At 58.8% G+C, this 13,005-nt stretch carries 11 protein-coding genes; 2 read left to right on the top strand and 9 right to left on the bottom strand.

All coding sequences use genetic code 11. From position 1 onward, the window contains the following. Window positions 1-53 precede the first annotated feature (53 nt). Window positions 54-494: a hypothetical protein gene (locus HMPREF1985_RS04675; RefSeq protein WP_021771346.1), complete on the top strand. Its 441-nt coding sequence runs from the start codon at window positions 54-56 to the stop codon at window positions 492-494. Window positions 495-542: 48 nt separating this feature from the next. Here HMPREF1985_RS04675 and HMPREF1985_RS04670 read toward each other — a convergent pair whose 3' ends face one another. From HMPREF1985_RS04670 to fdhD, 9 genes are all read right to left on the bottom strand, one after another. Next, window positions 543-1,370 (bottom strand): 3D domain-containing protein, encoded by an 828-nt coding sequence (locus HMPREF1985_RS04670; RefSeq protein ID WP_021771345.1) that lies wholly within the window; start codon window positions 1,368-1,370, stop codon window positions 543-545. A 202-nt stretch (window positions 1,371-1,572) separates the two neighbouring features. Then, the gene (locus HMPREF1985_RS04665; protein ID WP_021771344.1) at window positions 1,573-2,358 is read right to left on the bottom strand and encodes a TatD family hydrolase; all 786 of its coding nucleotides are present in this window, start codon (window positions 2,356-2,358) and stop codon (window positions 1,573-1,575) included. Continuing rightward, window positions 2,355-4,286 carry a methionine--tRNA ligase gene (metG, locus tag HMPREF1985_RS04660; protein WP_021771343.1) on the bottom strand — a complete coding sequence of 644 codons (1,932 nt, stop codon included), beginning with the start codon at window positions 4,284-4,286 and terminating at the stop codon, window positions 2,355-2,357. Before metG ends, HMPREF1985_RS04665 begins: the two co-directional genes overlap by 4 nt. A gap of 93 nt (window positions 4,287-4,379) precedes the next feature. Continuing rightward, complete coding sequence (locus HMPREF1985_RS04655; RefSeq protein ID WP_040637107.1) at window positions 4,380-5,018, bottom strand: zinc ribbon domain-containing protein; 639 nt, start codon at window positions 5,016-5,018, stop codon at window positions 4,380-4,382. A gap of 147 nt (window positions 5,019-5,165) precedes the next feature. Beyond that, a complete protein-coding gene (locus tag HMPREF1985_RS04650; protein WP_021771339.1) occupies window positions 5,166-5,864 on the bottom strand; it encodes a formate dehydrogenase subunit gamma in 699 nt (232 codons plus the stop codon). Window position 5,865: 1 nt separating this feature from the next. Beyond that, window positions 5,866-6,654, bottom strand: coding sequence for a 4Fe-4S dicluster domain-containing protein (locus HMPREF1985_RS04645; RefSeq protein WP_040637106.1), 789 nt, complete (start codon window positions 6,652-6,654; stop codon window positions 5,866-5,868). 40 nt (window positions 6,655-6,694) lie between these two features. Further along, window positions 6,695-7,555 carry a formate dehydrogenase accessory protein FdhE gene (locus tag HMPREF1985_RS04640; protein WP_021771337.1) on the bottom strand — a complete coding sequence of 287 codons (861 nt, stop codon included), beginning with the start codon at window positions 7,553-7,555 and terminating at the stop codon, window positions 6,695-6,697. A 34-nt stretch (window positions 7,556-7,589) separates the two neighbouring features. Further along, window positions 7,590-10,604: a formate dehydrogenase-N subunit alpha gene (fdnG, locus tag HMPREF1985_RS04635; RefSeq protein WP_040637104.1), complete on the bottom strand. Its 3,015-nt coding sequence runs from the start codon at window positions 10,602-10,604 to the stop codon at window positions 7,590-7,592. Between the two features lie 130 nt (window positions 10,605-10,734). Next, on the bottom strand, window positions 10,735-11,532 hold the full coding sequence (gene fdhD, locus HMPREF1985_RS04630; protein ID WP_021771335.1) for a formate dehydrogenase accessory sulfurtransferase FdhD: 798 nt from the start codon (window positions 11,530-11,532) through the stop codon (window positions 10,735-10,737). 462 nt (window positions 11,533-11,994) lie between these two features. Between fdhD and HMPREF1985_RS04625 the strand changes: the two genes are divergently transcribed. Then, window positions 11,995-12,996 (top strand): uroporphyrinogen decarboxylase family protein, encoded by a 1,002-nt coding sequence (locus HMPREF1985_RS04625; RefSeq protein ID WP_021771333.1) that lies wholly within the window; start codon window positions 11,995-11,997, stop codon window positions 12,994-12,996. The last annotated feature ends 9 nt before the right edge of the window (window positions 12,997-13,005 follow it).

Here is a 13,005-nt window from a genome sequence, read left to right as displayed (position 1 = left end):
GCGATTCGGCGTAGACCCCTTGGGAAATTCTGCTATAATGGTCACGAGGAGGTATGAGCATGAGCGAAGAAACAACGAAACCGAATCAGCCCGATGTGCGCCATGAGCCGCATGGCCGCGAGCAGCAGATCAAAATGGAAATGCTCGACATGATCCATCGCGCCGAAAGCCCTTACGATATCATCTACCACGTCGCGAAGTGGCTCGAAGCAGCGTCGGGCGAACCCGGATATGCCACCTACGTCGAGGATCAGATTCGTGGTGTCTACGGCTTCGCGCTCGCGCACAAGCGCCCGCTTGAGGACGAGCTGAAAACCGTCGAAGCGCGCCTTTCGCGCATCGAGGCATCGTACGAAAATCCGGTTTTCACCGAAGAGGAGCACACGCGCATCGGATTTGCCATCGATCGCCATAAGAAAAACATCGAACGGCTGAAGCGCCTCATCGAGCGCGCCGAAGCGGACGGCACCCCTGCTGTCATCAAAAAGAACTAAACGCAAAAGGAGGCGCCCCGACTGGGTGCCTCCTTTATCTATGTCAATTCATTCCAAAACGTAAACCGTCACATCGCGGCGTCCGAACTGAATCGCTTCGCCGTAGTCCTCCATGCAGAGGTCGATGCGGTTGCCGCTGATCGCGCCGCCCGTGTCACCGGCAATCGCCTCGCCGTAGCCGGGAATGTAGAGGCGCGTTCCGAGCGGGATCACGTCCGTGTCGACGGCGACGACGCCGCGCTGCGCCATCATGCCCGAGGCCGTGACGCCGCTGCCGCCGCCGTCATTCGGAAGGTACGCGGTCGCTTCCATCATGTATGCGGCGCTGTAGCGCTGCATGCCGCGCGAAGTCTCGACCATCGCAGCGCGCTGGCGCTCGAGTTCCTGCTGGCGCGCGAGCTCGACAGCCTTCCGCTTCGCCTCGCTGTCACGTACCACAATCGTCATGTTTTCTGCGACGTCCGCGTCCATGCCGCTCGTAACTTCGATGTCCTCCGGCGCATAGCCGGCATCGAGGAGCACCTGTGCGACGGACTTGCGCGTCGTCATGACGTTCCGCTTCGTACCTTCGTAGTCGATCGTGACGGGAACGGCTCGATGCACGAGAATCTCCGATCGCCTGTCGTCAACTTTCTTCAGATCGTACGTGTCGTCCGCGCCGAGCCTGACGCCGACGCGATCAAGTATATCGTTTGGATTTCCATATACGGTTGTCGTCGTGATCGTGCGTCCGTCGACCCGAACGTCGACGCGCTGCATCCCCGTCGGAACGCCGGCTCTCGTAAAGCCCGTCGTCATAAGCATCATGGCGGAAAGTGTCGCACACAGCGTCACCTGCCTTGCTTTTTTGACGTGCAGAAGCGTTTGCAAACGCATTGAATCCCCCCTAAAGGCAGATATTTTGTGAGAGTCTCGCGCCTTTCCCCATGCGAAACCTCACGCGGCAAATAGCAGTCCATTTGAACTGCTGGTGGTATTCTCCCACTTTTAGCTGAATTTTATATGGAAAAATGGGAAACGAAAAGTGGCGAGAGGCATTTTCAGCTAGTCTCTCGCCACTTTTGGCTTTTTCGGAACTTCACGCAAGATGATAGAGCCGCACGGCATTCGCCGTCGTCGCCTCCGCAACCGCCTCAAACGGAATGCCGCGAAACGCTGCCATCTTCTCTGCGACGTATCGCACGTAGGCGGGCTCATTCCGCTTGCCGCGAAATGGCACGGGCGTCATGTACGGCGCATCCGTCTCGACGAGCAGCCATTCGAGCGGTATCTTCTGCACGATTTCGGGAAGCTTCGCCGCATTTTTGTAGGTGAGCGGTCCGTCGACGCCGAGATGGTAGCCGAGCTTCACCGTCTCCTTAGCCATTTCGAGGCTGCCCGAAAAGCAGTGAAGCACGCCTTCGATGCCGCGTCCTTCCTTTTTGAGAATCGCGAGCGTATCGCCGTGCGCCTCACGGTCATGAATGCAGACAGGCAGGTGGAGCTGGCGCGCGAGGTCGAGCTGGCGCACGAAGATGCGGCGCTGGAGCGCGCGCCGTTCCTCGTCCTTTTCCCAGTAGTAATCGAGCCCGATCTCGCCGATCGCGACGACATGTTCCGCGCGCGTCCAATCGGCGAGCTGCGCGTCTTCCTTCCCAGTGAGCTCAAACGCTTCCTCCGGATGGATGCCGACGGCGGCGTAGACGCCGCGTGTGCCGTACTGCGCTGCAAGCTCGACGGCACGCGCCGAAGACGCAAGCGTATCGCCCATATTGATGAGACGCGTGACGCCCGCCGCATGCGCGCGCTCGATCGTCTCGCCCACATCGTCTTGGAACTTCGTGCTGTTGAGATGCGTATGGCTGTCGACGAGCTCTGCCATCATCGCACCTCCGTGCCAATGGGCATATCGACCGAGAGCACCTTGAGATCCTCCCCCTGCGCCGCCGCGAGGATCATGCCCTGCGAGACGACGCCGCGCAGCTTTGCGGGCTTCAGGTTGACGACCATGACGACGTTCTTGCCGATGAGTTCTTCCGGCTTGTAGTGCTGCGCGATGCCGGAAACGACCTGGCGGCGTTCGTCGCCAAGGTCGACGGTGAGCTTCAGCAGCTTGTCCGTCTTTGGCACGATCTCTGCGTCAAGGACGCGCACGACGCGGAGCTGGATCTTGTGGAATTCCTCAAACGTGATTTCGCTCGCGCTTTCCCTTTCTCCCTTTTCGGGCTGTTTCCCTTTCCCGACCGTTTTTCCTGCCCACACAGGAGCCTCCTCCTTTTCCGTTTCGATGCGCGGGAAGAGCTGCTCGGGCACGCCGATCTTATGTCCTTCCGGGATGCCGCCCCACGGCTCGATGTCCGCAAGCTGCACGGAGCCGAAGCCCTTCAGCGCAAGCTGCTTCCAAATGCGCGCTGCCGTTTCGGGCATGAACGGGGAGATGAGGACGCCGATCACGCGAAGCGCCTCGGCGAGGTTGTAGAGCACGTTCGCGAGTTCCTGCTTTTTGGCGGGATCCTTCGCGAGCGCCCACGGCGCCGTCTCATCGATGTACTTGTTCGCGCGGCTGATGAATGCCCAAACCTTCTTGATGGTTGCCGAAAGCTGCATCTCTTCCATATTCGCACGGAAGAACGCGACCGTATCCGCTGCATCGGCCTTGAGGCTTCGGTCGGCCGCACTCTCCCCCTCCGGCGCCGCGAGCATGCCACCCTGGAACTTCAGCGCCATGCTCAGCGTGCGATGCAGAAGATTGCCGAGATCGTTTGCGAGGTCGGAATTGATGCGCGCGATGAGCGCATCACGCGAGAAGTTTCCGTCCTGTCCGAGGTTGATTTCGCGCAGCAGGAAGTAGCGGATCGCATCCGCGCCGAATTCGTCAATGAGCCCAATCGGATCGACGACATTCCCCTTCGACTTGCTCATCTTGTCGCCGTCGACGATGAGCCAGCCGTGGCCGTAGACTTTCTTCGGCAGCGGCAGATCCAGTGCCATCAGGATGCACGGCCAAATGATCGTATGGAAACGCACGATTTCCTTGCCGACGAGATGGAGGTCGGCAGGCCAAAACTTCGCGAACTTCTCCGCGTCATCGAGGAACCCGATCGGCGTCAAATAGTTCGTGAGCGCATCGAACCAGACATAGATGACGTGCTTCTCGTCGCCTGGAACGGGGATGCCCCAGTCAAACGAGGTGCGCGAGATGCAGAGATCTTCGAGTCCCTGCTTGATGAAATTGATCATCTCGTTGCGGCGTGAGACGGGCTGGATGAAATCCGGATGCGTCTCGATGTGGGCGAGCACGCGGTCCGCGTACTTGCTCATCTTGAAGAAGTACGCCTCTTCCGATACCTCCTGCACAGGGCGATGGCAGTCGGGGCAGCAGCCGTTCTCGTCGAGCTGATGCTCCGTCCAGTAACTCTCGCACGGCGTGCAGTAAAGTCCCTTGTACGATCCCTTGTAGATGTCGCCCTTCTCGTAGATGCGGCGGAAGATTTCCTGCACGACGCGCGCATGGCGCGCCTCCGTCGTACGGATGAAGTCGTCATTGCTGATATGAAGGCGTTTCCAAAGGTTCTGAAAGCCCGCCACGATCCTGTCCGTGTACGCGATCGGCGTAATGCCCGCCGCCTCTGCAGACTGCTGGATCTTGAGGCCGTGCTCGTCCGATCCCGTCAGGAAGAAGACGTCGTCGCCGGCGAGGCGATGGTAGCGCGCGATGCTGTCGGCAATCGTCGTGCAGTAGGCGTGCCCGATATGGAGCTTCGCACTCGGATAGTAGATCGGCGTCGTGATGTAAAATGGTTTCTTGCTCATGAAAATCCTCCTTTGCCGGCGCGAATGGAACGCCGGCAAGCCATGCCAACGGATCTGATCGCGCAGCTGTGCGTGACTTCGCGCGCTTCCGCTTCAATGATTGATTCGATAGTCCTCAAACGAGGCGATCATCCCCGAGTCGAGCCCTTCGATGAGCTCCCGCAGGACGGCCTGCCCCGTATAGTCGAGCGGCAGGAAGCATCGGTCGGCACGGTTGTAGTAGGCGCGAATCTCGTTTTCAAGCACGCGCACATCGCGTTCGTACTGCAAGCGCCCTTTTTCGTAGCTGCGCCCACCACGGACGTACCCCATGACGGTGATCGCGCCCCAAACGATGAAGAAGAGCGAGAGGAACGCGTACGGCAGATGGATTCCGATGAGAACATAAAGAAGTGCCGCGCCGAGCCCGCCGCCGATCAGCCAGTGGAGCAGCGACGGCTCTTTCCAAGCCGTTTCTTTCGCCCAAAGATCTTCGAGCACGTCGTACGTTCCGTCGATCTGCGCGAAGTATTTTTTCAGCCGCCGGAGTTCTGTGATCGTTTCCTCGCGCGTCGCGGGGACGGGCGCAAGCGGCGCGAGCGGCACGAGCGGCGGCAGCTCGCGCGAAGCGCCTTCCACATCGCCCATTGCGCGCGTGATGAGATCCTCTTTTCCGGCCTCTGCCGGCTCGCCGCAGAACATGCACGTCTTCGCGCCCCTTTCAATGAGGCAGCCGCATTTCCTGCAAATCATACGCCTTCCCTCCTTTCCTCGCACCGAAACGATAAGAACCATCGAAATCAAGGACTATATTCCATGTAGAATATTCGGCGCATAAAAAAAAATCCCTGCCGAAGCAGGGATTTCCTCAGAAAATACGCTGTGGCTGTCTCCGTCGGCTCAGTGCCTGACCGCCTCATCGAGCTCGGCCTGCGAGACCTTGCCGCTCCGGACGAGCGCATCGCACCACTTCGTATGATGGTGCTCAGCGTAGCTCGCCTTGACCGTGCCGTCTTTCATGCCTTGGAAGGAATCCGGGTTGACGCCGATGGCGAGGTAGATATGGCCGATCGCTGCAGCAAAGCCGATGCCCGCCGCAATGCTGTGAAGCGGGATCATCCAAGCGCGGATGCTGTTGTCGATCAAGCCGCCGCCGAGCCACATGACGAGTCCCGAAGCGACGAGGCAGAGCCAAATGAGCATCTGAAGCGCGATGTTCATGCGCTCGCCGCCGTTGTAGAACCCTTGCTTCGGCATGCCCTCCGGCTCTTTGCCAAGGAGCTCGCCGGGGAACTTCACGAGGAATTTCACATCGTCGCCGTCGAAGCGGAATATCTCGCGGATCAGCGTGCCGACGCCCTCACGCGCCGTGAAGAGCAATGCGATGATCGGGTTTGCGATGAAGATGACCGCAAAGATGCGGTGGATGATCTGCAAGTGCGCGGGACCGAGTGCCTCGTAGACAGGCTTTAGGGCGTGCACCCAAAGCGGAAGGCCCGTGAGGAAGAGAACGCCAAAGCAAATCGCGTTGATCCAGTGGAAATAGATAAAGCCCTTTTTGTGGCGCTTGATGTATTTCTTGTTTACAATTTCACTCATCTCATTCTCCCCCTTTCTTGCCGCCCGACATGCCTTTTATGGCAGCGAGGCCGAGCACGCCGACGACGGCGGCGGCTGCCGCAACCTGTCCGACCGGCTTCACGACATCCTTCCAGACGTCGATCGATGCCGGCGTCTTCGCATCGGGCTTGAAGAAGCCGTAGACTTCTGGCTTTTCGGGAAGCACGTAGAGCATGTGGACGCCGCCGACGCCTTCCGGGTTGTAGATGTTCGCATCGGGATGATTGGGCTTCAGGCCATCCAGTCGCTTCTGGGCGAGCGCGAGCATCTCTTCCTTCGTGCCGAAGTTGATGGCGTCTGCCGTGCAGGTCTTTGAGCAGGCAGGTTCCATGCCCTCTGCAATGCGGTCGTAGCAGAGGTCGCACTTCGTCGACTTGTTCGTTTCCTTGTTGATCTTCGGGACGCCGAACGGGCAGTTGATCGCGCAGTAGCCGCAGCCGACGCACTTGTCCTGATGGATGACGACGCAGCCGTTGTCCTGACGCTCGATCGCATCCTCGGGGCAGCCGTCCGCACAGGCAGGATCGCCGCAGTGCATGCACTGGATCTTCGAGAAGTCCCAGTGGAGCTTTCCCTCCTTGTCGACACGCTCATTCATCTGAATGAGGTTCCATGTCGTCGGCGTGAGCGTTTTATGGGACTGGTACTGCCCCTCGAAGGGGGTCGACATATCCGCAGGCAGGTCATGCCACTGTTTGCAGGCGACCATGCACGCGCGGCAAGCGCTGCACCGTGCAACATCGTGCAACATAGCAATTTCTTGTGCCATGGTTGTTCTCCTTTCGTGGTGTTACGAAACTGGCGCGTGCTCACTCACTGGGGAGCAAGACGCTTCCTTCTTTGCGGAGACCTTTTTCTTCGCCAATCATATCGAGGTGGAGCGTGGCCCAGTCGTGCAGGTAGACGTCCTCCTCGCCCTCTTTCTGATAGGTTTTGAGGTACGTACGACATACGTCGCAGACGTCGAGGCGCATCGATTCCTCGCCCTCCGGCTCAAGAATGTGCATCTTCCTCAGATCCTTGTTGCCGCAGTAGGCGCAGCCGATGCGGGCATACGGCCATACCGTATGGCAGCCGTCGCAGGCGAGGAAGCGTGCGCGTCCCTCTTTTTCCTTGCGAAGCTGTGCCATGACGGGCTTTCGCCCACAGACGGGGCAGTAGTTATGCTGCCAACCGACTTCTTCCCAAAGCTCTGCCGACTTCACGTCGTCCGGCACGAGCGCCGCGAGAATCGCCCAGCCGACCGTCCGAAGGATGGGCTCGCTGAGCTTCTCACGTGAAGCGAAATCCCGAATCTCCTGATCCTCTTGGCGCAGGAGATTGTCGAAGAACGCTTGCCTTTCTTCCGCCTTCGCACGCTTTGCCCAAATCGCCCACGCAGCGAGCGCGTCCTGCATCTTAGAGGGCGCGGGAATCCTCGCAAGCGCCGCAAGTGCTGCAGGAAGCGTAGAAGCTGCCGTCCTGACGGTCTCTGCCTGCAGTCCAAACTGCTGCAGGACAGGGAAAGCTCCCTTTGCCAATTCGGCGAGCGCCTTGCGCGCGGGAAACGCGAGCGGCTTTGCTGCCGCCTTGATTGCCTTCCCCATCGCGAGGTAGAGCTCTGCCGTTTCCTTCAAGTACGGATGCGCCTTCAAATACGACTCCATCGGGGATTTCCTGGCTTGTTTCATAAAAGTCTCCTAAAAATCACCTAGTGATACGCTGTCATGCCTTTTGGATGTTGACGAGGCAGGCCTTGAACTCCTGCTCGTTGACATTCGGGTCGAGCGCGTCGATCGTCAGGTAATTCGTGCTCGGTCCCTTCGAGAGTCCCTTGAATCCCCAACTATACGGCATCCAGACCGTGTGCGTCTCCGCACCGTTGACCGTAAGCGGCTTCGCGCGGTCCGTAACCATCGCCTTGACGACGACCTCGCTGCGCGCGGAGCTGACCTTGACCTTGTCCCCCGCCTTGACGCCGAGCTTGCCGGCAAGCTGGGTGCTCATCTCGACAAACGGCTCCTTGACGAGCTCGTTGAGCCACGGGATGTTGCGCGTGACCGTGCCGCCGCACCAATGCTCGGCAATGCCTGAGGAGCAAAGCACGTACGGGAATTCGTCCGGCGTGCCGATGCGCTGACGCTCCGGCATGCGCGGATAGATGACGCACGGGTTGAACTGCGCGCGCTCGTTTTGGTGCAGCGCGTTCTTCGTCGGGCTCTCGACCGGCTCGTAGAACTCGGGGACAGGCCCATCGACCGGCGTGTAGGAGTGCAGGCGCGTCGTGCCGTCCGGGTTATGGTCGGCGTAGTCCGCTGCAAAAAGACGCGCGTAGCCCTCGCCCGTCATGCGGAATGGGCTGTTGCCGCCCGGCGTGCCAGGCGCAGCCGTGAGGCTCCCGACGTCGGGGCGGTCATAGCCCTTCCAACGGTTCTCCGCCGCATCCCACCAAACGATCTTATGCGCGGGATCGACCGGCTGACCGTTCTCGTCGCACGACGCGCGGTTGTAGATCATACGGATGTTGTCCGGCCAAGCGAAGGCGAACTTCGGGTAGATCCCCATGTCGCCTTCGTCTTCCTGCCCGCGGCGCTGCGCGAGGTGCTCGCCGTTTCCGTAGACGCCCGTGTAGATCCACATGCCGGCGCTCGTCGAACCGTCGTCCTTGAGCTCGCCAATGCCTGCGAGCAGGCGTCCCGTCGCAAGATCCCGGCCATTGATTTCCTTTAGGATATCCTCGACCGTCTGATCGTCGGAGTAGTTCCACGTCGCGTCGATGCGCTTGATGATCGCGTCCTTCGGATCGGTCGAATCCTTGTATAGCTCGGCGATGCGGCGCCATAGCAGGTTGTTGATCTCGTAGTCCGGCTTCGAGTCGCCGAGCGGCTTTGGCCCTTCCATGCGCCACTGGATGAGGCGCATCGAGTTCGTGATCGTGCCGCGGCGCTCGAGGTAGGAGCAGGCCGGCAGAAAGATGACCTCCGTCTGGATGTCCTTCGGATTGTCGCCGGGACGGTTCCAGAACTCGGCGGTCTCATTGATGAAGATATCCTGTGCGATGACCGTATCCATCTTGCACATGCCGTCGTGCACCATGCCCGCGTTCGCGTTCGTGACGTGCGGGTTCTGTCCGCAGAGATAGAGGCACTTGACCGTGCCGCGGTACGCGTCCTCGAACATGCCGTAGATCGAATCGTTGTGGTGGCTGTTGCGGACGCCGATGAGCCCAAATCCATAGTCGTTCTCCGCCGTCGCGTAGTCGCCAAACCACGCCTTGAGCATGTTGATGAGCCACCGGCGATTCTGCGTGCCCGAGACCTTCGTCCACGACTCCATCGTGTTCGTCTTCTCCGTCGGATACGCGATGTAGCCCGGGAAGTACTGGTACATGATGCCGAAGTCCGTCGAGGCCTGCACGTTCGGCTGCCCGCGCATCGCGTCAACGCCTCCGCCCGGCACGCCGATATTGCCCATGAGGAGCTGCAGGATCGTGAAGCAGCGGATGTTCTGCACGCCAATCGTATGCTGCGTCATGCCGAGTGCGTACATCATGACCGTCGGGCTGTGCGAGGAGAAGATCTCCGCCGCCTTTTGAATGTCCTCGGCGGGCATGCCCGTGATGGCAGACGCCTGCTCCGGCGTGTAGCGCGAATAGTGCTCCTTGAGGCGGCTCATGACCGTGTTCGGCGCGAAGAGATCCTGCGCCTTCTGCGGCTTGCCGTCAGGTCCGAGCGCATAGCCCCACGTCTCCATGTTGTAGGTGCGGTTTTCCGGATCATAGCCGGAGAAAATGCCGTCCTCCAGCTTGTAGTCGTCGCGCAGGATGCAGCAGGCATTCGTATTGCGGCGGATGTAGTCCTCGTTGTACTTCTTGTTCGTGATGATATAGTTGATGAGTGCGCCGAGGAAGGCAATATCCGTGCCCGGACGAAGCTGGAAGAAGTGATCAGCGATCTTCGACGTGCGCGTGTAGCGAATGTCGACGTGAACGATCGTCGCGCCGTTCTCCTTCGCCTTCATGACGTTCTTGAGCCCCATCGGATGACATTCGGCGAGGTTCGAACCCTCGATCCAAATGAGCTTGGAGTTCTTGAGGTCGCCCCACGGATTCGTCATCGCGCCGCGGCCGAACGCTGCATTCATCGCAGGCGGCGTCGTCGCGTGACAGACGCGCGTCTGATTGTCGATGTAGATGACACCGAGTGCGCGCGCCATCTTGATGTTCTGATAGCACTCCTCATTGTTGATCTGCGAGCCGCCGACGAATCCGATTGCATCCGTGCGGTGCACGTCAACGGTCTTTCCGTCGATGACTTCCGTCTGCTTCCAGCCCTCGTCACGCGCCTTCTTGAGCGCACGTGCGCTCCGATCGATGGCCTCTTCCCACGAGATCTCCTCCCAGTGGTCGCTGCCCGGTGCGCGGTAGAGCGGCTTTGTCGCGCGCTGGTCCGAGTTCGGGATCTGCCCGTAGCCGAGACCCTTGCTGCAGAGTGCGCCGCGGTTGATCGGACTATCTACCGCGCCTTCGAGGTTGATGAGCTTTTCGTCCTTGACATAGCCAATGACGCCGCAGCCACAGGCACAGAAGTGGCAGATCGAGGTAAACTCGCGCGCCCCTTTGAGCTTGAACTCCTTGGCTGCTGCCTGGACCTTTGCCATGTTGAGGCCGAGTCCAGAGAGCGCCACGGCGAGACCGCTGAGTCCAGTGGCTTTCAGAAAGTCACGTCTGCTCAGATCCATCATGATTCCTCCTTTTCCAAAATACACAGGATTTATCTATAACCATAAAATATGATTATACCCAATGGCATGGTTTGGCGTCCCCTTCTGTCTTTCTCTTCGTCCAAGGCACGCCAAAAGCCCGAAGGCATCAGCGGACGATGCGCTCCGGGTTCGTGTAAATGCAGAAGCTCCCCGGCGCCATGCGCGCGACGAGCGTAATGCCGAGCTTCTTGGCAAGGGCGAGCGAAAGTGTCGTCGGCACGGACTTTGCCGCGACCGTCGAAATCCCCATCCGCCCAAGCTTCATCATCATCTCGGACGAGCAGCGCCCACTGAAGATGATGATCTTATCCTGAATGTCGACGCCCGCTTTAAGCGACCAGCCGTAGAGCTTGTCGAAGACGTTGTGCCGACCGATGTCCTCGCGGAAGACGAGGATCCGCTCTGCCTTCTGATCCCATATCACGCCGCTGTGGACGCCATTCGTCTTCTCGTGCGTCGCCGCGAGCTCCGAAAGCAGCTTGTCGGCGCAGGCGAGAATGTCGCGCGCGCGAAAGCGAACGTCCTTCGGACGCTCGAAAATCGTTTTGGGATCACAGGTTAAAATCTGACGCGCGCGGAAATAGCGCGGATTCTCCGCACTGCCCCTTGCCCATTCCTGCGCCTCTCCCGTCGTCACGACGTCCGCCCGCAGCGCCGCTTCATCGATCTGCATGGAAACGATATCCGCATAGGTGCGGATCTGCCCCATCTGCGCGAGAATGCCCGTAACGAGATCCGCATGGTCTCCAGGTGAACAGAACGACGTCGTGAACGGCTTGCCGTTCAGACGGATGTCAAGCGCGCACTCGATTGACGTGTACTTGTGATGTTTCTCAAACGAATCCTTCTCACGGACGTAGCGAAGGACGGGATAATCGACGAGTTCGTGTTCTCTTGCCTGCATGCGGATACCTCCACGCAACGACTCACGGTGCTTTCAAATATAGAAGAATAGAAGAAATCGCGGATAGAATGAAGTCCTTCCGATTGGCGTGGATTTTTCGTCCCTATGGCGGTGCGCCGCAGAGGTTTTCACCGAAGTGCGGGCAAAAAGCTGCCTCAAGATGGAGGCGCTGAATGTATCCATGCTCCCATCAGTATACGATGCTCAGACAAAGCGTATATACACTTTTATAGTATCACCTTTCTCTCTTGCATTTTATATGATTTTAATCACAAATGCAAACCTTATTTATTCAAGAAGTCATTTTGTATAGATTTTACTGATATCATATATGAATTACTGCCTTTTCTTCTTCAAAAATAAATCCGACCTTTTCCTAGTTGACAAGAATGTATTTCCCGTGTAGAATAATTCCAATGAAACATATTTATTCTATATGTTATAACTTACGGAGGCTTGATTATGGCAGAGAACAAAAAACAGCTCGTCCTCGCGGCTATGGACGGAAAAGACGTCGCCCGCGTCCCCTCGGGCTTTTGGTTTCACTTTCTCGACGACGAGGTCGGGGCGGACGCGTTTCGTGACCCCTCCCTCACGAAACATCTCCTCGCAGGCGAGAAAACGTACATCGAAGGATTCCGCCCGGATTTCGTCAAGATCATGACGGACGGATTCTTCCACTATCGCAGCGAGCAGGTCGAACAGGCACGCGAGGTGCGCCAGCTCAGAGGACTGAAGCCTCTCGCAGACGACGATCCGTGGTTTACGGCACAGCTCGCATACGCAAAAGAGCTGACCCGATCGTACGGCGACGACGTCGCCATGTTCTATAATATTTTCGCCGCAAATACAACCTTCCGTTTCATGCAGCCCGTCTGGGAACAGGGCGAAGCGCTCCTCGTCTCCTTCATCCAGGAAGACAAGGAGACCGTCAAAGAAGCATTCGACGTCCTCTCCACGGATCTCGCGCGCCTATCGACCCGCCTCATCAAAGAAGCCGGCGTGACGGGCATCTACTTCAGCCTGCAAAACCTTCTCGGCGACGGCATCACGCGTGCGGTCTACGACGAGGTGCTCGCGCCGGGCGAAAAGAAAATCCTCGCGGCGGCAAACGCGGCGAGCGACTACAACATCCTGCACATCTGCGGCTATGCCGGCCATCGCAACGATCTCTCGTGGTACGAAGACTACGATGCCAAGACGATCAACTGGGCTGCCGTCGTCGAGGGCATCCCGCTCGAAGAGGGGCAGAAACGCTTCGCGGGGCGCGCCGTGCTCGGCGGTTTCGGCAACCTCGCAAGCGAAGTGCTCTACAAGGGCACGAAGGAAGCGATCACAGCGGAAACGCATCGCCTGCTCGCGGCGGCAGGACGACGCGGCGTGATTCTCGGCGCGGACTGCACCGTGCCGCGCGACATGGACTGGAAGCATTTGGAATGGGTGCGCGAAGCAGCCCGCACATAAGTTAAAAAA

The sequence above is a fragment of the Mitsuokella sp. oral taxon 131 str. W9106 genome (genome assembly GCF_000469545.1).
Taxonomy (GTDB): Bacteria; Bacillota; Negativicutes; order Selenomonadales; family Selenomonadaceae; genus AWVT01.
This window is presented reverse-complemented; position numbering and strand designations above follow the sequence as displayed.

Excerpts from the sequence above, each read along its gene's own strand:
- fdnG (WP_040637104.1), bottom strand. The coding sequence starts at position 10,604 with ATGGATCTGAGCAGACGTGACTTTCTGAAAGCCACTGGACTCAGCGGT.
- fdhD (WP_021771335.1), bottom strand. The coding sequence starts at position 11,532 with ATGCAGGCAAGAGAACACGAACTCGTCGATTATCCCGTCCTTCGCTAC.
- HMPREF1985_RS04665 (WP_021771344.1), bottom strand. The coding sequence starts at position 2,358 with ATGATGGCAGAGCTCGTCGACAGCCATACGCATCTCAACAGCACGAAG.
- HMPREF1985_RS04625 (WP_021771333.1), top strand. The coding sequence starts at position 11,995 with ATGGCAGAGAACAAAAAACAGCTCGTCCTCGCGGCTATGGACGGAAAA.
- HMPREF1985_RS04675 (WP_021771346.1), top strand. The coding sequence starts at position 54 with ATGAGCATGAGCGAAGAAACAACGAAACCGAATCAGCCCGATGTGCGC.
- metG (WP_021771343.1), bottom strand. The coding sequence starts at position 4,286 with ATGAGCAAGAAACCATTTTACATCACGACGCCGATCTACTATCCGAGT.
- HMPREF1985_RS04650 (WP_021771339.1), bottom strand. The coding sequence starts at position 5,864 with ATGAGTGAAATTGTAAACAAGAAATACATCAAGCGCCACAAAAAGGGC.
- HMPREF1985_RS04670 (WP_021771345.1), bottom strand. The coding sequence starts at position 1,370 with ATGCGTTTGCAAACGCTTCTGCACGTCAAAAAAGCAAGGCAGGTGACG.
- HMPREF1985_RS04645 (WP_040637106.1), bottom strand. The coding sequence starts at position 6,654 with ATGGCACAAGAAATTGCTATGTTGCACGATGTTGCACGGTGCAGCGCT.
- HMPREF1985_RS04655 (WP_040637107.1), bottom strand. The coding sequence starts at position 5,018 with ATGATTTGCAGGAAATGCGGCTGCCTCATTGAAAGGGGCGCGAAGACG.
- HMPREF1985_RS04640 (WP_021771337.1), bottom strand. The coding sequence starts at position 7,555 with ATGAAACAAGCCAGGAAATCCCCGATGGAGTCGTATTTGAAGGCGCAT.